The sequence below is a fragment of the Bordetella pseudohinzii genome (assembly GCF_000657795.2).
Classification (GTDB): Bacteria; Pseudomonadota; Gammaproteobacteria; order Burkholderiales; family Burkholderiaceae_B; genus Bordetella; species Bordetella pseudohinzii.
In genome coordinates, this window is the sequence record NZ_JHEP02000025.1 from 1 (window position 1) to 20,314 (window position 20,314).

20 protein-coding genes, 2 tRNA genes and 1 pseudogene are annotated in these 20,314 nt (G+C 67.8%); 11 read left to right on the forward strand and 12 right to left on the reverse strand.

Annotation, left to right across the window (positions count from 1 at the left end):
• A pseudogene (locus L540_RS20485) lies at window positions 1-232 on the reverse strand (NADP-dependent malic enzyme); the annotation flags it as partial.
• Between the two features lie 79 nt (window positions 233-311).
• On the reverse strand, window positions 312-1,142 hold the full coding sequence (locus L540_RS20490; protein ID WP_043213822.1) for a hypothetical protein: 831 nt from the start codon (window positions 1,140-1,142) through the stop codon (window positions 312-314).
• A gap of 33 nt (window positions 1,143-1,175) precedes the next feature.
• Between L540_RS20490 and L540_RS20495 the strand changes: the two genes are divergently transcribed.
• A complete protein-coding gene (locus tag L540_RS20495; RefSeq protein ID WP_043213871.1) occupies window positions 1,176-2,330 on the forward strand; it encodes a pyridoxal phosphate-dependent aminotransferase in 1,155 nt (384 codons plus the stop codon).
• 42 nt (window positions 2,331-2,372) lie between these two features.
• Here L540_RS20495 and L540_RS20500 read toward each other — a convergent pair whose 3' ends face one another.
• The gene (locus L540_RS20500) at window positions 2,373-3,191 is read right to left on the reverse strand and encodes a lytic transglycosylase domain-containing protein (RefSeq protein ID WP_043213824.1); all 819 of its coding nucleotides are present in this window, start codon (window positions 3,189-3,191) and stop codon (window positions 2,373-2,375) included.
• 84 nt (window positions 3,192-3,275) lie between these two features.
• Between L540_RS20500 and L540_RS20505 the strand changes: the two genes are divergently transcribed.
• Together L540_RS20505 and L540_RS20510 are read left to right on the forward strand one after the other, a co-directional pair.
• Window positions 3,276-4,820 carry a UbiD family decarboxylase gene (locus tag L540_RS20505; protein WP_043213826.1) on the forward strand — a complete coding sequence of 515 codons (1,545 nt, stop codon included), beginning with the start codon at window positions 3,276-3,278 and terminating at the stop codon, window positions 4,818-4,820.
• Window positions 4,821-4,975: 155 nt separating this feature from the next.
• A complete protein-coding gene (locus tag L540_RS20510; RefSeq protein WP_043213828.1) occupies window positions 4,976-5,758 on the forward strand; it encodes a hypothetical protein in 783 nt (260 codons plus the stop codon).
• A 48-nt stretch (window positions 5,759-5,806) separates the two neighbouring features.
• Here the strand turns inward: L540_RS20510 and L540_RS20515 are convergent, their stop codons facing one another.
• From L540_RS20515 to L540_RS20530, 4 genes are all read right to left on the reverse strand, one after another.
• Window positions 5,807-6,163 carry a hypothetical protein gene (locus L540_RS20515; protein WP_043213830.1) on the reverse strand — a complete coding sequence of 119 codons (357 nt, stop codon included), beginning with the start codon at window positions 6,161-6,163 and terminating at the stop codon, window positions 5,807-5,809.
• Window positions 6,163-6,588 (reverse strand): phage holin family protein, encoded by a 426-nt coding sequence (locus L540_RS20520; protein WP_043213832.1) that lies wholly within the window; start codon window positions 6,586-6,588, stop codon window positions 6,163-6,165. Before L540_RS20520 ends, L540_RS20515 begins: the two co-directional genes overlap by 1 nt.
• 40 nt (window positions 6,589-6,628) lie before the next feature.
• Entirely contained in the window at window positions 6,629-6,946 is a 318-nt protein-coding gene (locus L540_RS20525) for an ElaB/YgaM/YqjD family protein (RefSeq protein WP_029579465.1), read from the reverse strand.
• Window positions 6,947-7,034: 88 nt separating this feature from the next.
• Window positions 7,035-7,748, reverse strand: coding sequence for a hypothetical protein (locus L540_RS20530; protein WP_043213834.1), 714 nt, complete (start codon window positions 7,746-7,748; stop codon window positions 7,035-7,037).
• Window positions 7,749-8,188: 440 nt separating this feature from the next.
• Here L540_RS20530 and cysG point away from each other — a divergent pair, with 440 nt between their 5' ends.
• Window positions 8,189-9,580: a siroheme synthase CysG gene (gene cysG / locus L540_RS20535; protein WP_043213836.1), complete on the forward strand. Its 1,392-nt coding sequence runs from the start codon at window positions 8,189-8,191 to the stop codon at window positions 9,578-9,580.
• A 2-nt stretch (window positions 9,581-9,582) separates the two neighbouring features.
• Here cysG and upp read toward each other — a convergent pair whose 3' ends face one another.
• The gene (upp, locus tag L540_RS20540) at window positions 9,583-10,221 is read right to left on the reverse strand and encodes a uracil phosphoribosyltransferase (RefSeq protein ID WP_043213837.1); all 639 of its coding nucleotides are present in this window, start codon (window positions 10,219-10,221) and stop codon (window positions 9,583-9,585) included.
• A 56-nt stretch (window positions 10,222-10,277) separates the two neighbouring features.
• On the reverse strand, window positions 10,278-11,729 hold the full coding sequence (gene dacB / locus L540_RS20545) for a D-alanyl-D-alanine carboxypeptidase/D-alanyl-D-alanine endopeptidase (protein WP_048026726.1): 1,452 nt from the start codon (window positions 11,727-11,729) through the stop codon (window positions 10,278-10,280).
• 185 nt (window positions 11,730-11,914) lie between these two features.
• Here dacB and queA point away from each other — a divergent pair, with 185 nt between their 5' ends.
• The 5 genes from queA (at window position 11,915) to secF (ending at window position 17,517) form a co-directional block, all read left to right on the forward strand.
• On the forward strand, window positions 11,915-12,958 hold the full coding sequence (queA, locus tag L540_RS20550; protein WP_231584925.1) for a tRNA preQ1(34) S-adenosylmethionine ribosyltransferase-isomerase QueA: 1,044 nt from the start codon (window positions 11,915-11,917) through the stop codon (window positions 12,956-12,958).
• Window positions 12,955-14,091 (forward strand): tRNA guanosine(34) transglycosylase Tgt, encoded by a 1,137-nt coding sequence (gene tgt / locus L540_RS20555; RefSeq protein ID WP_043213842.1) that lies wholly within the window; start codon window positions 12,955-12,957, stop codon window positions 14,089-14,091. The genes queA and tgt overlap by 4 nt, the downstream gene beginning before the upstream one ends.
• Before the next feature lie 149 nt (window positions 14,092-14,240).
• Window positions 14,241-14,582 (forward strand): preprotein translocase subunit YajC, encoded by a 342-nt coding sequence (gene yajC, locus L540_RS20560; protein ID WP_043213845.1) that lies wholly within the window; start codon window positions 14,241-14,243, stop codon window positions 14,580-14,582.
• 61 nt (window positions 14,583-14,643) lie between these two features.
• Window positions 14,644-16,524: a protein translocase subunit SecD gene (gene secD, locus L540_RS20565; RefSeq protein WP_043213847.1), complete on the forward strand. Its 1,881-nt coding sequence runs from the start codon at window positions 14,644-14,646 to the stop codon at window positions 16,522-16,524.
• A 57-nt stretch (window positions 16,525-16,581) separates the two neighbouring features.
• Window positions 16,582-17,517, forward strand: a complete 936-nt coding sequence (secF, locus tag L540_RS20570; protein WP_043213849.1) for a protein translocase subunit SecF — start codon at window positions 16,582-16,584, stop codon at window positions 17,515-17,517.
• Window positions 17,518-17,574: 57 nt separating this feature from the next.
• On the opposite strand, the gene L540_RS20575 is transcribed toward secF, so the two are convergent.
• The gene (locus L540_RS20575; protein WP_043213850.1) at window positions 17,575-18,474 is read right to left on the reverse strand and encodes a LysR family transcriptional regulator; all 900 of its coding nucleotides are present in this window, start codon (window positions 18,472-18,474) and stop codon (window positions 17,575-17,577) included.
• Window positions 18,475-18,567: 93 nt separating this feature from the next.
• Between L540_RS20575 and L540_RS20580 the strand changes: the two genes are divergently transcribed.
• Both L540_RS20580 and L540_RS20585 read left to right on the forward strand, forming a co-directional pair.
• The gene (locus L540_RS20580) at window positions 18,568-19,542 is read left to right on the forward strand and encodes a D-2-hydroxyacid dehydrogenase family protein (RefSeq protein WP_043213851.1); all 975 of its coding nucleotides are present in this window, start codon (window positions 18,568-18,570) and stop codon (window positions 19,540-19,542) included.
• Window positions 19,539-19,985 carry a hypothetical protein gene (locus L540_RS20585; protein ID WP_043213854.1) on the forward strand — a complete coding sequence of 149 codons (447 nt, stop codon included), beginning with the start codon at window positions 19,539-19,541 and terminating at the stop codon, window positions 19,983-19,985. Before L540_RS20580 ends, L540_RS20585 begins: the two co-directional genes overlap by 4 nt.
• Before the next feature lie 58 nt (window positions 19,986-20,043).
• Here L540_RS20585 and L540_RS20590 read toward each other — a convergent pair.
• Window positions 20,044-20,120, reverse strand: a tRNA-Asp gene (locus tag L540_RS20590).
• 39 nt (window positions 20,121-20,159) lie between these two features.
• A tRNA-Glu gene (locus L540_RS20595) sits at window positions 20,160-20,235 on the reverse strand.
• Window positions 20,236-20,314: the final 79 nt, after the last annotated feature.

The window sequence follows — 20,314 nt, forward strand, 5'->3', positions numbered from 1 at the left end:
CCAGCACGGCGGTGCCGTTGGAGATCACGCCCACCAGGTTGCCGCGCGCGGTGTAGCGGAAGGCATTGGCGGGGTCATCGACGATTTCTTCGCAGGCCGCGGCCACGCCCGGCGAATACGCCAGCGCCAGATCGCGCTGATTGGTCAGTTGCTTGGTCGGTGTGACCGAGATTTTGCCGGGACGGCCGTGCTCGTGATATTCCAGCGCGGCTTTGCGAAGATTGGCATCCATGGTGGGCGGTCGGAAGTAAACGTCGATAAAAGAAACAGGGTGCCGCCATGCCGCAAGGGCCGGCGGATGTGGCGCTATCTTACTCTTGCGCCCACGATTGCCGGATTTCGGGGAAACGCCCAGGCGGGTCGAACAAGGCCTTCACACGCCTGTCCAGCCGCCAGCCTTCGCGGCTGAGCGGGCGCGGCGCGGCGGCCGGCCGTCCGCGCGTCCAGCGGCTTTCCTGCACCCAGCCAAGCGCCCCCCCATGGCCCAGCAGGACCTGGGCGAGATTGGCCGGCTCGCGCATGGCGTCAAGCCGAAAACGCGCCGTCCAGCCCCGCGGGCCGGCGCAGGCTTGCGCATCGGCGCTGCCCGCCAGCTGGAAAAGCGCGGGCACCAGGCTTTGCACCGTGGCCGAACGCAGGGGCTGGGTATCGGCGGCCCCGAAGGCGCCCAGCGGCTCCACCGCGCCATCCGAAAACATCACCGTCGCGGCGAGCAGGCCGCTGTCGGCCGGCGCGAGATAGCCGGTGGCGTCGGCCAGCCAGGCGGCCACCGTCTGCGCCGGATCGGCCTGGGCGAACTGCGCGCAGCCCTGCGCGGCCAGCAGCCCGACCGGACAGCCGGGCTCGGCCACGATGGCCTCGCCCTCGGCGCGCCAGGCTGTCAGGGCGCCGGGATCCAGCCACAGGCAGGGAGCCTGCCCGGCCGCGTCTGCCGGGCCTTCCCACAGGGCCAGGGTGACGCCGTGGGCGTCGGCCAGTTCGCGCGCGCGCCAGGCATCCTGCGGATGGCCAAGCACCAGGCGCGGTCTGTCCCCCTGCTTCAGTTCGCCCACGGCGGCGGCCGCGACGCGCTCGCAAAAGGTGTCCCAGGGCGAGCGCGGCGGCCTGCGGCCGGTCAGGAAAGCGCGGCGGGATGGCTGCATGGCTAAAATCGCTCTTTCGCTGTGAGATTCATGATGCCGCGCCTTGCCTCCCGTACCAATGATTTTCTGACATTCCAGGTTGTAGAACTCTTCAAAGAAGCCCAGGCGCTGGCCGCCGCCGGCCGCGACATTATCAGCCTGGGTATCGGCGAACCGGACTTTACCGCCCCTGCCCAGGTCGTGGAAGCCCTGGAGCGGGCCGCCCGCGCCGGCTTGAGCGGCTATTGCGCGCCGGGCGGCCTGACGCCGCTGCGCGAGGCCATCGCCGAGTTCTACGCCGACGAATTCGGCGCGCGCATCAACCCCGAACGGGTCATCGTCACCGCCGGCGCCTCGGGCGCGCTGTCGCTGGCCTGTGCCGCCCTGGTCGACCCGGGGGCCGAAATCCTCATGCCCGACCCCTCCTATCCGGCCAATAGCAACTTCATCCTGGCCGCCGGCGGACGCCCGCGCCTGGTGCCCAGCAATGCGGGCCAGCGCTTCCAGCTCAGCGCCCAGGACGTGCGGGACCACTGGACGCCGGCCACCCGGGGCGTGCTGATCGCCTCGCCGAGCAACCCGACCGGCACCAGCATCGCGCGCGACGAACTCGCGGCGCTGCTGGCCGAGGTCCGCGAGCGCGGCGGCTACACCATCATGGACGAGATCTACCTGGGCCTGTCCTATGAGCAGGCCCCGCAATCGGCCCTGACGCTGGACGACGACATCATCGTCATCAACAGCTTCTCGAAGTATTTCCACATGACGGGCTGGCGCCTGGGCTGGATGATCGTGCCGGAGTCCATGATAGGCACCATCGAAAAAATGTCGGCCAGCCTGCAGATCTGCGCGCCGACGCTGGCCCAGCATGCCGCCCTGGCCTGCTTCAGCCCCGACGCCCTGAAGATATTCGCCCACCGCCGCGACGCCTTCCGCCAGCGCCGCGACTATCTGCTGCCGGAGTTCGAACGCCTGGGCATCCCGGTGCCGGTCAAGCCGGACGGGGCCTTCTATATCTATGCCGACATCAGCCGGCTGGGAATGGACAGCATGGCCTTCTCGAAGCGCCTGCTGCACGAGGCCGGCGTGGCCGCCGTGCCGGGGGTGGACTTCGGCCCCGCCCATGGCCTGTCGACCATGCGCTTCTCCTACGCCACGGGCCTGGACCGCCTGCAAGAGGCCGTCGCCCGCATCGAGCGTTTGCTCTGACCCTGAAAAAAACCCTCCGGTGGAAACCGGAGGGCAGGCAGGTCAGTCGCGGGCCAGGGCGATGCCCGAGGCCAGCGCCAGGCGGCGCCGCTCGGCCTGGACCTTGGCGCCATAGCCGCCGTCGTCCGGGCCGGTGGCCCCGACATAGCAGGCCAGCCCGCCATTGACGGAGCCGCGGCGGTCGATGCAGTCCTTCAGGATGGTGGCGCCCACATGGATGTTGGCCACCGGATCCAGCGCTCCCGCCTTGCCGGTGGCAATGGCATCGAACTTGTCCTGGTGTATGCGCGTCATCACCTGCATGAGGCCCTGGGCCCCCACCGCGCTTTCGGCGAAGGGGTTGTAACGGGACTCGATGGCGATCACGGCCAGCAGCAGCAAAGGATCGAGCTGTTTCTCGCGGCCCACCTTGTAGACGGTATTCACGAGCACGCCGGTGGCGTCATACGCCACTTTGTATTTGCGCGAGATATAGTTGCGCAACGCCTCCACCTGGCCGCTGTTCGTGCCGGCAACGGCTTTGCGTTGCGGCGGCAGCGGCTCCGAGCGTAGCGGCCCCAAAAAACCGGTAGCATTGCTGGCCGGTGCATTGGGCACGGCCATGACAACGGCGGCGGAGCCTTCGGGCTCCTGTGCGGCGTCCGGGCCGGCGGAGATAGACGTTGGCGCAAGGGCGGTCAACAGGGCTTTGTGCACCTGCAAGGCCTGGTCGCGCAAACCAGGCAAGGCAAACCCCATACTGACGGTCACAATGACCGCGATCCCCAAGTAGACCGAGCATAAGCGCAGTCCCTCGGCGAGGTTGTGATGCACTCCCTGGGCCAGCTGCCGCAGCAGGCCGGCCATTGACGCATCGGGCATAGTGACCTCCTGCGTGGGGAAAGTAAGGGGTGGATGTTAACCTGTAAATGCATCAAAAATGTAACCAACCTGCCGGGATCTGTAGTGAAGTACCGCGACCTCCGAGACTTTCTGAACCAGCTTGAGCGCCAGGGCGAACTCAAGCGCATCTCCGCGCCCGTGTCCACACGGCTCGAAATGACGGAGATCGCCGACCGCGTGCTGCGCGCCGGCGGCCCGGCGCTGCTGTTCGAGCAGGCCGTCCACCAGGGCCAGGCCGCCGGGATGCCGGTGCTGGCCAATCTCTTCGGCACGCCCGGCCGCGTGGCCTGGGGCATGGGCGCCGAAGACGTCGCGGCGCTGCGCGATGTGGGCGAGCTGCTCGCCTCGCTGCGCGAACCCGAGCCGCCACGGGGATTCCGCGATGCCCTGGCCAAGGTCTCCATGCTCAAGGCCGCCCTCTGGGACATGAGCCCCAAGACCGTGCGCGGCGCGCCCAGCCAGGAGGTGGTCTGGGAGGGCCAGGACGTCGATCTCTCGCGCCTGCCCATCCAGACCTGCTGGCCCGGCGACGTGGCGCCCCTGCTCACCTGGGGCCTGGTCATCACGCGCGGTCCCAATGCCCGGCGCCAGAACCTGGGCATCTACCGCCAGCAGGTCATCGGCCGCAACAAGCTCATCATGCGCTGGCTATCGCACCGCGGCGGCGCGCTCGACTTCCGCGATCACCGCCTGGCCCACCCCGGCCAGCCCTTCCCCGTGGCCGTGGCCTTGGGCGCGGACCCCGCCACCACGCTGGGCGCCGTCACGCCGGTGCCCGACAGCCTGTCCGAATATCAGTTCGCGGGGCTGTTGCGCGGCTCGCGCACCGAAGTCACCCAGGCCCTGGGCAGCGAGCTGTCGGTGCCGGCCACGGCCGAAATCGTGCTGGAAGGCCATTTGCTGCCGGCCGACGATCCCCGCGCCCTGGCGCCGCGGATCCCCGAAGGCGCGCCGCCCCCGCCGGACACCGGCTACGAAATGGCCCTGGAGGGCCCCTACGGCGACCACACCGGCTATTACAACGAGCAGGATTGGTTCCCCGTTTTCACGGTCGAGCGCATCACCATGCGCAAAAACCCCATCTATCACACCACCTATACCGGCAAGCCGCCCGACGAGCCGGCCGTGCTGGGCGTGGCGCTCAACGAGGTCTTCGTGCCGCTGCTGCGCCGGCAGCTGCCCGAGATCGTGGACTTCTATCTGCCGCCCGAGGGCTGCAGCTACCGCCTGGCCGTGGTGTCCATCCGCAAGCAATACGCCGGCCATGCCAAGCGCGTGATGTTCGGCGTCTGGAGCATCCTGCGCCAGTTCATGTACACCAAGTTCATCGTGGTGGTCGACGAAGACGTCAACACCCGCGACTGGGCCGAAGTCATCTGGGCCATGACCACCCGCATGGATCCGGTGCGCGACACGCTGCTGGTCGAAAACACGCCCATCGACTACCTGGATTTCGCCTCGCCGGTCTCCGGCCTGGGCGGCAAGATGGGGATGGACGCCACCAACAAGTGGCCCGGCGAAACCCAGCGCGAATGGGGCGTGCCCATCAAGATGGACGACGACGTCAAGGCGCGGGTGGACGCCATGTGGCAGCAGCTGGGCCTCTAGGGCGCAGCAAGTCCGATCTTCACGGTCCGGCCCATGCCGCGCGCGCGGGCGCACGCACAATAGGCGCTCCATGCGCCGCCATCCCAGGCTCGCCGCGCCCGCGCGGCGCCGCAGGCGCACCCGCCCTCCCGGGCTCCCCCCTTCAAGGAGCTTGCGTGCGTCGCCTGTTCATCCTGTCGCTGCTTGCCGTCGGCGCGCTGACCCTCCAGGGATGCGCCCCGACGGTGAAAACCGCCTGGTCCACCGTCGCCCTGCATTGCGCCGGCTCGGACATCGACGGCAATGCCCCCCTGCTTTTCTTCGGCCCCTCCAATGCGCTGGGGCCCGGCTCCATCTGGCGCCAGGCCGATGCCGCCACCGGCGGGGGCTACCGGGTGCGCTGGCGCGATCACGCCATCCCGGGAGCCCAAGACTGGTCCATCCCCGGGCGCAGCTTCACCTGCAACGGCAAGGACGCCGTCAAGCTCTCGGGCAAGGCCGCCGCGGCGTTCGGCTCGGACATCCTGCGCATCAGCGGCCAGATGCAGGCCGATATCGCCCTGGCCAAGCAGGTGGAATTCAAGGCGGCCTCCATGCGCTGGGATGAGGTCGTCGAAGGGCCTTTTGAACACGCTGTCGGCAAGCTGCCCGGCAACAACCCCGTCAAGCAGGACCTCTCCAAGCCCGGCCGCCTGGTGCTGTACCGCGCCCTGAAAGTCTATGGCTTCGAGGCCAAGCTGATCTTCGACACCCCGGTAGGCGCGACCCTGCAGAGCCGCTACCCGGGCAACATGGTGCTGCCCGGCCACGATACGCTGTCCGCCAATCTCTCATGGCGCAGCCAGTCCGAACTGCATATTTCCGTGCCCAATGGCTTCTATGTGGCGGGCCAGCTGGTGCCCTTTGACGCGCAGGATGGCTTCTGCCCCTGCTTCGATGACAAGCCCCGCCGCCCTTGATGGCGCCGGATAAAAAAGCGCCGCCCGCCTTGCGAGGCGGCGCGGGGATCAGCCCTGCACGCGTTCGCCCGGCTTGAGCCAGGCGCGCACCAACTGCCAGCCGACCAGGCCTAGCCCGGCCCAGCGCAGCGCGCCCAGACGCTTGCCGCCGCCCATGAACAGGGCCGAGGCCGCCGAACTGACAATGGGATAGCGGCGCGCCAGCCGATAGGCCTGCCACATCCACTGCGAGGCGCCGCTCTGGCTCAAGCGGGGCAAGAGGCCGCGCACCAGATTGGCGGGTTCAAGCGCCTGCCCGGCCTCGGCGATGCTCTGGGCCAGGCCTTCGCGCTCGATGGCGGCGCGGGCGCGCAGCAGCTCGATACGGACTTGTCTTTCCACGGCGGGAGATTGACGGTGTGCCATCAGCGCCCCCCCGCGGATCTTTCGGCGGCCTCGCTGCGCTCCAGATCGGCCTGCGCATCGCGCACCCGCTCCAGCAGGTCCGCGTCGCGGCCCAGCTCCTCGAGCGTGGCCGAAAACGGCAAGGGCCCATCCAGCAGTGCGCGGCGCACCAGGAAAAGCAGCAACACGCCGATCACGCCGTAGATGGCGGCCAGCCAGCCCAAGGCCACATAGCGGTCTTCGGTCGGCCAGAAAGCCACCGCGATCGTCACCGTGAAGACCAGCACCGCCAGGGTCAGGAATAGCAAGGCTCCGAAGGCCATGCCCAGGGTCTTGAGCAGGCGCAGCTTTTCGTTGCCGGCTTCCAGCGCCAGGAGTTCAAGACGTGTGCGCAACAGCCCGACCAGGCTGGCGGCCACGCCGAATACCGAGGTACGTAAGCTCATGGATCGGCGGGCCTTCGGGCAGCCGAAGGCCCTTGGCCGCTTAGCGGCGGCTGATCAGCAAGCCGAGCAGCAGGCCGGTCACGCCCGCGATACCGATGGCTTGCCAGGGATTGTCGTGGACGTAGTCGTCGGTGGCGCGCGCGGCGCGGCGGCCGCGCTCGAGCATGGCGTCCTGGGCGTCGTAAAGGGCCTCGCGGGTGCGCTTGAGCGAGCTCAGGGCGCGCTCGCGCAGCTCGGAGGCCTTTTCGCCGGACGAGGCGGCAGCCTCGCGCAACAGGCTCTCGGCATCGTTGAGACTGCTTTTGACACTGTCAATCAGTTTGTCCTTGGCGATATCGTCGGATCGTTTCGCAGTCATAGAGCACTCCTTTTGATGTGTCGTCGGTTAAACCATCATACCAGCGAGCCAATCCTGGGCAAACGCCCGGCCCGCCTAAAAATTTGCGCTATTTGATTTCGGTTATCTCGACCAGGGATTTGCTGCCCGCCATATCGATCTCCTGCTTCATGACAAGGTTGACCGCGGGGCAGAACCAGTCGGTGACCGTGGTATTCATACCCGGAATGGGCAGGGTCAGGCCATTGAAGGTGGCCATGGTGGGATCGCTGCTGCGCGCATAGCTGACCGGCCAGCAGGATTGCTGGCCCAGCGCGGTGGCGATGCTGCGCCGCGCGCCGACCGTCTTTTCGCCTATGCGTATCGTGGTGCTGGGCTGGCCGCCCACGGGCGCTTCCTTGCCGATATTGAGGCGGTGGCTGGAGCCGGCGAATTTCTGCCCCTGGCCGGTGATCTTGTCATAGGCGAACAGCCCCAGGATGCGCAGGTCGAACTGCCCGTCCTTGCTGGGCGCCTCGCCCGCCTGCGCATAGCGCACGAAAGTGGCCTGGCCGTTCTTGACCGTCATGAGGTAGTCCAGCTTGGACTTGCCCGGCGGCAGGCCGGCATAGGAAAAGCTGGCGACCCCGCGCACGCGGGCGCGGCAGTTGTCGGCATTGCCGCGGCTGACTTCGTCGAAGCTCAGGTCGGCGCCCAGGCTGATATTGCCCGAGCCGGAAAACTGCACCTGGCCGCCATCGTGCATGAACTTGGCGTCACAGACGCCGGCTTGGGCAAAGGGGGTGATGCCGGCCAGAACCAGCGCGGATATCCAACGAGCCACCGTGTACTCCTGTAGGGCTGCGCCGTTGCCGGCGCCTCGCGGCGATACTACACCGGTTGCGCGGCAAGGCCTGTATCCGTCTGCGCCAAAACCCGCGCCAGCAGAAAAGGCGTTTCGCGCCGCCGGAACGGCGAGCGCGAAACGCCCCTCTTGCTTGCTTTCCCCTTGAGCCATCACTGGGACGGCATTGAACGGCCGTCGCCAGCCGTCTTCCCAGGTACAAGCAAATCGCGTGCCAGCCCCGCGCGCCCCGGGGCGGCCGGCGTTTTCCCGGCAGACCCGGCCGGAACTTGCGGCAGGGCGGTGCACGATGCACCAAAACCGTGCGCATTCCGACCCAAATCACTTTTGGCTATATGAATGAAAGCAATCAAAAGTTGTAGGGATGAGCGGCGGTCCCTATGATCGTCGCACGATAGCTGGGTGCGGCCCTGAAGTTCATGAAGCTCTTTCCGATTTTTTCCGATATCCAGGGCCGGCGGGTGCTGGTGGTGGGCGGCGGCGCTGTCGCCACGCGCAAGGTCCAGGCCTTGCTGCAGGCCGGCGCCCTCGTCACCGTGGGCGCGCCCGCGCTCGCGCCCGAATTGGCCCGTCTGGCGGACGGGCAAGCCATTGCGCATGCCGCGGGCGAATTCGATCCCGCCTGGCTGGACGGCGCCTGGCTGGTCATCGCCGCCACCGACGACCGCGCGGTCAATGCCCGCGTCTACGAAGCCTGCTGTGCGCGGCAGCGCTTCTGCAATGTGGTGGACGACCCCGCGCTCTCCAGCTTCCAGGTGCCGTCCATCGTGGACCGCTCGCCCCTCATCGTGGCGATTTCGTCCTCCGGCGTGGCGCCGGTGCTGGCACGGCGCCTGCGCGAAAGACTGGAATCCCTGTTCGACCACAGCCTGGGCGCCCTGGCCGACCTGGCCGCGCGCTACCGGCCGCGCATCCGCGCCGCGCGCGCCGACCTGGGCGAGCGCCGCCGCTTCTATGACTGGCTGCTCGACGGCCCGGTGGCCGCCGCCCTGCGCCGGGGGAATCCGCAGCAGGCCGAAGCGGCCCTGGACGAGGCCTTGTCGCGCCCGTCCCTGCCCGCCCCCGGCCGGGTGACGCTGGTCGGCGCCGGCCCCGGCGATCCCGGCCTCTTGACGCTCAAGGCGCTGCGCGCCCTGAACGAAGCCGATGTCATCCTGCATGACCGGCTGGTCAGCGCCGAGGTGCTGGCGCTGGCCCGCCGCGATGCGCAAAGCATCACCGTGGGCAAACGCCTGGGCGAAGACCATCAGGCCACTCAGGCGCGCATCCATGCCCTCATGGTCGAGCATGCGCGCGCCGGCCGCCACGTGGTCCGGCTCAAGGGCGGCGACGCCTTTATCTTCGGGCGCGGTGGCGAAGAGCTGGAACACCTGCGCGCGCATGGCGTGGACTATGAGGTGGTGCCCGGCATCACGGCCGCGCTGGCCTGCGCGGCCTATGCCGGCATCCCGCTCACCCACCGCGAGCATGCCCAGTCGGTCCGCCTGGTCACGGCGCACTGCCGCGCCGACGAAGACGCCCTGGACTGGGACGGCCTGGCGCGGGATCGCCAGACACTGGCCTTCTACATGGGCGTGGGGCAGCTGGACACGCTGTCGGCCCGGCTGATCGGCCACGGACGGGCCGCCGACACGCCCTTCGCCCTGGTCGAAAACGGCAGCCGCCCGCAGCAGCGGGTCGTCACCGGCCCGCTGTCGCGGCTGGCCGACATCGCGCGCGCGCAGGCCGTCGCCTCGCCGGCGCTGTTGATCGTCGGCGAAGTCGCGGCGCTGGCGGACAAGCTGGCCTGGTTCGGGACCCGGGCCCGCTAGGCTTATTCGACCTTCTGCTTGGTGCCGAAGATGCGGTCGCCGGCATCGCCCAGGCCGGGCATGATGTAGCCATGCTCGTTCAGGCCCTGGTCGATGGACGCGGTATAGATGTGCACATCGGGATGCTGGTCCATCACGGCCTTGATGCCCTCGGGCGCGGCCACCAGGGTCAGGGCGCGGATTTCGCGCGCGCCGGCCCGCTTGAGCATGTCGATGGTGGCGACCATGGAGCCGCCGGTGGCCAGCATGGGATCGACGATCAGCGCCAGGCGCTGGTCCAATTCGCCCACCAGGCGCTCGAGATAGGTATGCGCCTGCAGGGTTTCTTCATTGCGGGCCAGGCCCACGACGCTGACTTTGGCGCCCGGGATCAGGCTCAGCACGCCGTCCAGCATGCCGATGCCGGCGCGCAGAATCGGCACCACGGTGACCTTCTTGCCGGCGATCTTCTCGACCTCGACCGTCCCGCACCAGCCTTCCACGGTGGACGGCGCCAGGGCCATGTCCTTGGATGCCTCGTAGGTCAGCAGCGCGGCGACTTCCTGCGACAGCTCGCGAAAGCTCTTGGTGCTCAGGTCGGCGCGCCGCATGATGCCTAGTTTGTGCCGCACCAGCGGATGACGGATTTCATGCACGGGCATGTCCGGATTCTCCAAAAATTGACTACTCGAAGCCCGCTCACGCGGGCGATAAACCTTTACTGCTCGGCCAGCCAGGCGATCAGCGCGTCATCGAAGCCGCGCACCGCGCCCGCATTGTCGTGATTGACGATGCTCACCACCACGAAGCGCTTGCCGCTATTGCCCAACACATAACCGGCGATCGAGCGCACATCGCGCAGCGACCCCGTCTTCAGATGGGCCATCCCCAGCGCGCCATTGCCCTTCATGCGCCGGCGCACCGTGCCGTCCACCCCGGCGATGGCCATGGAGGCCAGGTACTCCGGCATGACGGGCGACCGCCAGGCCAGCGTCAACAGGGAAGCCAGGCTGTCGGCCGAGACGCGCGCCTCGCGCGACAGCCCCGCGCCGTTGTCGATGACCAGCTCGGGCATGTCCAGGCCCTGCCGCGACAGCAGGTCCTTGGCGACCGACTCGCTGCTGGCGACCGTCGCCGGGCGGCGCCCGCGCTCGGCCCCCAGGGTGAGCAGCAGGGTGCGCGCCATGACATTGTTGCTGCGCTTGTTGATCACGCGGATCGCCTCGCCCAGCGTGGGGGACTCATGAGAGGCCAGCACCACGGCGTCGGCCGGCACCACGCCGGCGCGCATCTTACCCTTGAATGTACCGCCCAGCTCGCGCCACAGCAGCCGGAACACCGCCTCGGTGTACTCCTGTTGCGACAGGGCCAGCCGGTAGAGGCTGAACTCGCCGCAGGAGCCGGCCACCGAGCCGGACAGGCGCAGGGTGATGCCCTGCTGGGTGACCACCGGCTGGGTCGCGACCACTGGCGGCCCCGGGCAGCGCGCCTCGCCCCACTGGACCTCGCCCTCCAGGCGCAGTCCGGGCACGGGAGGATCGACCGTGGCCACCCATTTGCGGGCCGCCGCGTCGGGCGTGACCAGCAGGCGCAGCGCCCCAAAGCCCACCATCAGCGCATCCGGGCTGGCATTGTAGGCGCGGTCGGGCGCGCCATCGAAAGCGCCGGGGTCGGTCGCCACCTGACCGAAGATGCTGCGGTCGACCACCAGGTTGCTGATTTCCTTCACGCCGCGCAGGCGCAGCTCGCGCAAGAGCGCCCAGAGATCCTGCAGCAAGAGCTGCGGATCCCCGCCCGCGCGCCAGTACAGGGGCGCCTTGAGCACGCCATGGGCATCCGGCCGCGAGCCGGGGTCGGTGAGGAAATCGGTGCGCCACACATAATTCGGCCCCAATTCGGACAGAGCCGCCCAGGTCGTCACCAGCTTCATGACGGAGGCCGGATTGCGCGGCGCCTTGGCATTGATGGCCACCAGGCGCGGCCCATTGACCTCCTGCACGACCAGAGAGAGCGCGTCATCGGGCAGCTTGGTGGCCTTCCAGGCCTGCGCCAGGCTGGCCGGCAGCCCCAGCGCGCCCGCGGGCCCCTGGGCCCGCCCCGTTCCCGGCAGCCAGGCCGCCAGCGTGATTCCCAGCGCCAGACAAGCGCGTCCCCAAGCCAGATATCCCATGTCCGCTGTAACACCATCTTATGGACGAAGATGAAAGCATACATAAGGCGGGCGCCGGGCGGCGCGCGGTTACAAGCGGCCGGGGACGGGAGGCGGCCCGCCCGGCGGGCGTCTACAATAGCGGGTTGCGCGCCGACTGCGCCGCCTCTTTTTCTTCGCCGGTCCTGTCAGGCCGGGATAACACCGTGTCCACCTTTACCCTTTCCGATTTTGATTACGACCTGCCGCCCGAATTGATCGCGCAGACGCCCGCCGCCGAACGCGCCGGCAGCCGCCTGCTGCACCTGGACGGCCAGGGCAAGCTGCACGACCGCCAATTCCCCGATCTGCTGGCGCTGCTGCGCCCGCACGACCTGCTGGTCTTCAACGACACCCGCGTCATCAAGGCCAGGCTGGCCGGCCAGAAGGCCACCGGCGGCAAGGTCGAGGTGCTGGTCGAACGCATCACCGAGCCCACCCGGGCCCTGGCCCATGTGCGCGCCAGCAAATCGCCCGGCCCCGGCATGCGCCTGGAGCTGGCCGGCGGCGCGGTGACGGCCGAGGTGCTGGGACGCCAGGGAGAGTTGTTCGACCTGCGTTTCGCCGGCCCCGTGCTGGACCTGCTGGAGGCGCATGGCGCCACCCCCCTGCCCCCGTATATCACGCATGCCGCCGAGCACGAAGACGAGCAACGCTACCAGACCGTCTATGCCCGCGAGCCGGGCGCCGTGGCCGCGCCCACGGCGGGCCTGCATTTCGACCAGGCCATGCTGGAGCGCCTGGCCGCCGGCGGCGTGCAGCGCGCCTTCGTGACCCTGCATGTGGGCGCGGGCACCTTCCAGCCCGTGCGGGTCCAGAACCTGGACGAGCACATCATGCATGCCGAGTGGTACACCGTGCCCGAGACCACCGTGCAGGCCATCGCCGCGGCGCGCCGCGCCGGCGGCCGCGTGATCGCGGTCGGCACGACCAGCGTGCGCGCGCTTGAGTCGGCCGCCGCCCAGTCGGCAGACGGCCCGCTGGCCGCCTGCCAGGGCGATACCCGCCTTTTCATCACGCCCGGCTACCGCTATCGCGTGGTCGATGCCCTGGTGACCAACTTCCACCTGCCCCAGTCGACCCTGCTGATGCTGGTCTCGGCCCTGGCCGGGATCGACCCCATCCGGCGCGCCTACGCCCACGCCGTGGCCGGCCGCTACCGTTTCTTCAGCTACGGCGACGCCATGTTCATCGAATCTGCCCAGCCATGACCGGACTCTCCTTCGAATTGCTCGCCACCGATGGCGGCGCGCGCCGCGGGCGCATGACGCTGAACCACGGCGTGGTCGAGACCCCCATCTTCATGCCCGTGGGCACCTACGGCAGCGTCAAGGCCATGCTGCCCCATGAGCTCAAAGAAATCGGCTCACAGATCGTCCTGGGCAATACCTTCCATCTCTGGCTGCGTCCCGGCACCGAGATCATGGAGAAGCACGGCGGCCTGCACGGTTTCATGCAATGGGACAAGCCCATCCTGACCGACTCCGGCGGTTTCCAGGTCTTCAGCCTGCAGGGCATGCGCAAGATCACCGAGGAAGGCGTGAAATTCGCCTCGCCCATCGATGGGGCGCGCCTCTTCCTCACGCCCGAGGAGTCCATGCGCATCCAGCGCTCGCTGAACTCCGACATCGTCATGGTGTTCGACGAGTGCACGCCCTACGAGATAGACGGCCGCCCGGCCACCCCGGAAGAAGCCGCGCGCTCCATGCGCATGTCGCTGCGCTGGGCGCGCCGCTCGCGCGAGGAGTTCGACCGTCTGGGCAATCCCAACGCGCTGTTCGGCATCGTCCAGGGCGGCATGTACGAGCATCTGCGCGACGAGTCCCTGGCCGGGCTGACCGACATCGGCTTTCATGGCTATGCCATCGGCGGCCTGTCGGTGGGCGAGCCCAAGGAAGACATGATGCGCATCCTGGGCCATGTGGCCCCCCGGCTGCCGCAGCACGCCCCGCGCTACCTGATGGGCGTGGGCACGCCCGAGGACCTGGTCGAGGGCGTGGCGCGCGGCGTGGACATGTTCGACTGCGTCATGCCCACGCGCAACGCCCGCAATGGCTGGCTGTTCACGCGCTTTGGCGACGTCAAGATCCGCAACGCCAAATACCGCGATGACACCCGCCCGCTGGACCCCAGCTGCGCCTGCCATACCTGCCGCCATTTCTCGCGCGCCTATCTGCATCACCTGCAGCGCGCCAACGAAATCACCGGCGCCCGTCTGAATACGCTGCACAATCTGCATTTCTACCTGACCATCATGGGAGAAATGCGCGAGGCCATCGCCGCCGGCCGCTTCCAGGCCTGGCGGGCGCAGTTCGCGGCCGACCGGGCCCGCGGCGTGGACTAGGCCCCGCCGGGGCCGCGCTTGCGGCCCCCTTGGGGGCTCAACATCGCTACAATAGCCGGCTACCCTGTCCAAGGCTCGCGCGGGGACGGGGACAAAACAAGGCTATAGCCGATAGCAAAAACGCAAAAACTCAACCAGGAGCACTTCCAATGTCCGTTACCGACACCGCCGGCCTCGTCCTGGCCCAGGCCGCCCCCGAGGGCAATATTCTGGGCGGCATTCTGCCCATCGTCCTGATGTTCGTGATCCTCTATTTCCTGATGATCCGTCCTCAGATGAAGCGCCAGAAAGAACACCGCAACATGGTTGCCGCGCTGGCCAAGGGCGACGAAGTCGTCACCGCCGGCGGCATCCTCGGCAAGGTCTCCAAGGTGACCGACAGCTACATCACCATCGAAGTGGCCGACCTGGCCGACAAGCCGGTGGAAGTCACGCTGACCAAGAGTTCCGTGACCTCGGTGCTGCCCAAGGGAACCATCAAGGCCCTGTAACAGTCGCATAGGGCCCCTCGCGGGGCCCTTGTCCGTTCCACCCCTTGACCCCTTGCCGGCAATGAACCGCTATCCCCTCTGGAAGTACATCACGGTTTTGGTTGCGGTCGTCATCGGCCTGCTCTATACCCTGCCCAATTTCTACGGCGAGTCCCCCGCCGTGCAAATCTCCAGCGCCAAGGCCACCATCAAGGTCGAGCCGGCGCTGCTGTCGCGCGTCGAGCAGATCCTGGCCGATGCCAAGCTGCCGGCCACCAGCGTCTACTACGAGCAGAACGGCACGCTGGGCACCGTCCGCGCGCGCTTTGGCTCCACCGATATCCAGCTGCAAGCCCGCGACCTGCTGGACCGCAGCCTGAACACCGTCGCCGGCGATCCGCACTACACCGTGGCCCTGAACCTGCTGCCCGCTTCGCCGCCCTGGATGCGCACGCTGGGCTGGTTCGAACCCAAGCCCATGTACCTGGGCCTGGACCTGCGCGGCGGCGTGCACTTCCTGCTGCAGGTCGACATGCAAGGCGCCCTGACCGCCCGCTACGACTCGCTGGCCGCCGACGTGCGCTCCATCCTGCGCGACCAGAAGGTCGAGGTCGGCGCCGTCGAGCGCGCCGGCCAGGCCGTGCTGGCCAGCTTTGCCAGCGCCGATGCGCGCGACCGGGGCCGCGATGCCCTGCGCAGCCGCATGGCCGACCTGCAATTCACCGATCGCGACGAAGGCGGCCGCTTTTTCCTTGAAGGCGCCCTGAGCCCGCAAGCCGTCACCCGCGTGCAGGAAAGCGCGCTCAAGCAGAACATCAACACCCTGCACAACCGGATCAACGAACTCGGCGTGGCCGAACCCGTGATCCAGCAGCAAGGCGCCGACCGCATCGTGGTCCAGCTGCCCGGCGTGCAGGACGTGGCCAAGGCCAAGGAGCTGCTGGGCCGCACCGCCACGCTGGAACTGCGCATGGTCGATGACACGCCGTCCTCGCAGGCGGCGCTGGCCAATGGCACCGTGCCCTTCGGCCTGGAACGCTACTCCGACCGCGACGGCCGCCCCATCCTGGTCCGCCGCCAGGTCATCCTGACCGGCGAAAACCTCCAGGACGCCCAGCCCGGCCGCGACCACCAGACCCAACAGCCTTCGGTCAACCTGACCCTGGACTCCAAGGGCGCGCGCATCTTCCGCGACGTCACCCGCGACAACGTGGGCAAGCGCATCGCCATCCTGCTGTTCGAAAACGGCAAGGGCGAAGTGGTCACCGCGCCAGTCATCCGCAGCGAGATCGCCGGCGGACAGGTGCAGATCTCGGGCAGCATGAGCGCCGAAGAGGCCGCCGACACCGCGCTGCTGCTGCGCGCCGGCGCCCTGGCCGCGCCCATGTCCATCATCGAAGAGCGCACCATCGGCCCCAGCCTGGGCGCCGACAATATCGCCAAGGGCTTCTATTCGACGCTCTACGGCTTTATCGCCATCGCGGTCTTCATCATCATCTACTACCACCTGTTCGGGGTCTTCTCGACCATCGGGCTGACCTTCAACGTGCTGCTGCTGCTGGCATTGCTGTCCATGCTGCAGGCCACGCTGACGCTGCCCGGCATCGCGGCCATCGCCCTCACGCTGGGCATGGCCATCGACTCCAACGTGCTGATCAACGAGCGTATCCGCGAAGAGCTCAGGGCGGGCGCCTCGCCGCAACAGGCCATCTACCATGGCTTCGAGCGCGCATGGGGCACCATCCTGGACTCCAACCTGACCACGCTCATCGTCGGCCTGGCGCTGCTGGCCTTCGGCTCCGGCCCCATCCGCGGCTTCGCGGTGGTGCACTGCCTGGGCATCCTCACCTCGATGTTCTCATCCGTGGTGGGCGTGCGCGCGCTGGCCAACCTCTGGTATGGCCGCCGCAAGAAGCTGGCGTCCATCTCCATCGGCACGGTCTGGAAACCCGGCACCAAGTGATAGCGCCAGGGCGGCGCGCCGCGCCGCCCGGCTCCTGAAAAGACAGCAAGGCGAAACATGGAATTTTTCCGGATTCATCGCACCATCCCGTTCATGCGCCACGCACTGGTGCTGAACATCATCAGCCTGGTGACCTTCATCGCGGCGGTGTTCTTCATCATCACGCGCGGCTTTCACCTGTCGATCGAGTTCACGGGCGGCACGGTCATGGAGGTCAACTACGCCCAGACCGCCCAGCTGGACCAGGTCCGCGGCGTGGTCGGCAAACTCGGCTACAGCGACTTCCAGGTGCAGAACTTCGGCACCTCGCGCGACGTCATGATCCGCCTGCCGCTGGCCGAAGGCCAGACCTCGGCCACCCAGAGCGAAACCGTCATGGCCGCCCTGAAGGCCGCGGACGCCTCGGTCGAACTGCGCCGGGTCGAGTTCGTCGGCCCGCAGGTCGGCCAGGAACTGCTGCACAACGGCCTGATGGCGCTGCTGGTCGTGGTGATCGGCATCATGGTCTACCTGGGCTTCCGTTTCGAATGGAAGTTCGCCGTGGCCGGCGTGATCGCCAACCTGCACGACGTGGTCATCATCCTGGGCTTTTTCGCCTTCTTCCAGTGGGAGTTCTCGCTGTCCGTGCTGGCCGGCGTGCTCGCCGTGCTGGGCTACTCGGTCAACGAATCCGTGGTCATCATGGACCGGATTCGCGAAAACTTCCGCAAGTACCGCAAGGCGAGCGTGCAGGAAGTGATCAACAGCGCCATCACCCAGACCATCTCGCGGACCATCATCACCCACGGTTCGACGCAGATGATGGTGCTGGCCATGCTGTTCTTCGGCGGCCCCACCCTGCACTACTTCGCCCTGGCCCTGACCATCGGCATCTGGTTCGGCATCTACTCGTCCGTGTTCGTGGCCGCCGCCCTGGCGATGTGGCTGGGCGTCAAGCGCGAAGATCTCGTCAAGCCCGTCAAGAAGGCCGAAGACGAAGTCGAAGCGCCCTGAGCGTCACCGCCCTTCCCCTGAAAAACCGGCCTCGCGCCGGTTTTTTCATGGCGGGCCTCAGCGCCGGGCGACGGCGCGCTTTTCCCGCTGGACGAAGCCCAGCAGCGCCTCGGCGGCGGGCGACAGGCTGCTGCCCCGGCGGCGCATGAGCACGAAGGCGCGCGAAATGGCCGGGCGCACCAGGGCCACGGTTTCCAGCATGGGATAGGCTCCCGGCTGCATGGCCAGGCTGGGCACGATCGCCACGCCCGCGCCGGCGGCCACCATGCCCACCGCCGTGGCGCTGCGCTGCACTTCGAAACGCGCCCGCAGCACGATGCCCGCTGGCAGGTGCTGGTCCAGCAGCGGCCGGTTGCTGCTGCCGCCGCCCGGCAGGATCAAGGCTTCGCCGGCCAGCTCCTGCCAGGCCACCGATTTGCGCCGCGCCAGGCGATGTCCGGCCTGGCAGACCAGCACGAAACGGTCATGCAGGAGTTCTTCGTACTCGATCTCCGGCGCCGGGCGGTCGGCAATGCCGATGCCGAACTCGGCCGCGCCGTCCCGAACGGCCTGCTCCACCCCGGCCGAGGAGTGATCGAGCACGCTCACGCGGTTGTCCGGAAACGCGGCGGCATAGGCCTGCAGCACGGCCGGCAGGAAACGCACGCCGACCGTGGGCACGCAGGCCATGGTCACATTGCCGGCCAGCACCTCGCGCTGTTCGCGGATGCGCTGCAGCGTGCTTTCCAGCTCGCCGAGCAAGCGCCTGGCCTGGGGCAGGAAACCGCGCCCCACCGTGCTCAAGGACACCGAGCGCGTGGTCCGGTCCACCAGCCGCACGCCCAGATAGGTCTCCAGGTTGCGGATGCGCCGGCTGAGCGCGGCCTGCGAGATATAAAGCGATTCAGCGGCCTTGCCGAAGCTTTCGCGCTCTGCCAGGGCCACGAAGGCCTGCACGCCAAGCACATCCAGTTTCATAGCTTTTTTGCATCAATAGGGGAAATTGTTTCATTTTACGAGGATGGGCATGCGGCGTGACAATGCCTCGTTCTTCCCCCGCCCGGCCCGATCATGAAAATCACCATCCTGGACGACTGGTTCGACACCCTGCGCCGCCTGCCCTGTTATGCGCTGCTGCAAGGCCATGAGGTCAGCGTCTGGACCGATCACGAAGAAAACGACCAGCGGCTCGCCGAACGCCTTGCCGACACGGACGCGCTGATTCTGATCCGCGAACGCACCAAGATACGCCGCGAACTGATCGAGCGATTGCCCAAGCTGCGCCTGATCAGCCAGCGCAGCGTCTACCCGCATATCGACGTGGCCGCCTGCACCGAGCATGGCGTGCTGATCTGCTCCAATCTGCATGCGGACACGCCTTCGTATGCCGCCGCCGAAATGACCTGGGCCCTGGTGCTGGGCGCCATGCGCCAGCTGCCTCAGCAAGTCGCCTCCATGCGCCAAGGCCGATGGCAATCCGGCATGGGCCACACCCTGCGCGGCAAGACCCTGGGAATTTTCGGCTATGGCCGCATCGGCCGCGTCGTGGCGGGCTATGGGCGCGCCTTCGGCATGCGCGTGCTGGTCTGGGGACGGCCCGACGCGCTCGCGCGGGCAGGGGCCGACGGCTACGACACCGCGGCCAGCAAGGCCGATTTTTTCGCCGCCTGTGACGTGCTGTCTCTGCACATGCGGCTGGTCGAGGCCACGCGCGGCATCGTCGACGCGGCGGACCTGGCCGCCATGAAGCCCGGGGCCCTGCTGGTCAACACCAGCCGCGCCGGCCTCATCCAGCCCGGCGCGCTGCTCGCGGGCCTGCGCGCCGGCCGGCCCGCCATGGCGGCGCTGGACGTCTTCGAACAAGAGCCTCTGACCGACACCTCGGATCCGCTGCTGACCTTGCCCAATGTGCTGTGCACACCGCACATCGGCTTCGTGACCTATGAGGAATGGGATCTGCAATTCAAGGATGTGTTCGAGCAGATCCTGGCCTTCGCATCGGGCGCGCCCATCAATATGGTGAACCCGGCGGCGTTCAAGCCATGAACGCCCCCCTGGAGCGCCTGGCCCGCCAGTTGGACCTGCCAGGCGATGAGCGGCTGCGACTGGCCTTTGGGCAGGCCTGCGTCTTGAGGGTGGCGCATCTGCTCGAAGATCCGGCGGCAGTGGATTGCTTGGCGGGCCTGGGCTGCTATCTGCAAGGAAGGCTGGACCGCGAGCAACTGGCCGCGCTGGCCCTGGCCGCCGCCGGCCTGGCCAATCGCCATCCGGGTTCGGTTTCGCTGGATGGCTGCGGCCATGCCGCCGTCTCGGCCACCTATGCCGTGGCCGCCGCGCTGGCCGGCAAACCGCTGCAGGCCGCCGAATACGCCGCTTACGCGGCGGTGTATGGGCAAGGCGGCTATGGCGCGGTCGCCGACCCCGCCTCTTTTGAGCCGGAACGGGCTTGGCAAGTGGAGTGCCTGGCCACACTGGCCGGCGCGCGTTAACGCGCGCGCCCAAAAGCAAAAGCCGCATGATCTTGCGACCATGCGGCTTTTTGAATTTTGGCGGAGCGGACGGGGCTCGAACCCGCGACCCCCGGCGTGACAGGCCGGTATTCTAACCAACTGAACTACCGCTCCGCAGCGGTCGACACCTTGCGGCGTCTTGCCAAGAAATCTTGGCGTCCCCTAGGGGATTCGAACCCCTGTACTCACCGTGAAAGGGTGATGTCCTAGGCCTCTAGACGAAGGGGACTTGGACTGACTTGTTACCGGAAACTTGGTGGAGGTAAGCGGGATCGAACCGCTGACCTCTTGCATGCCATGCAAGCGCT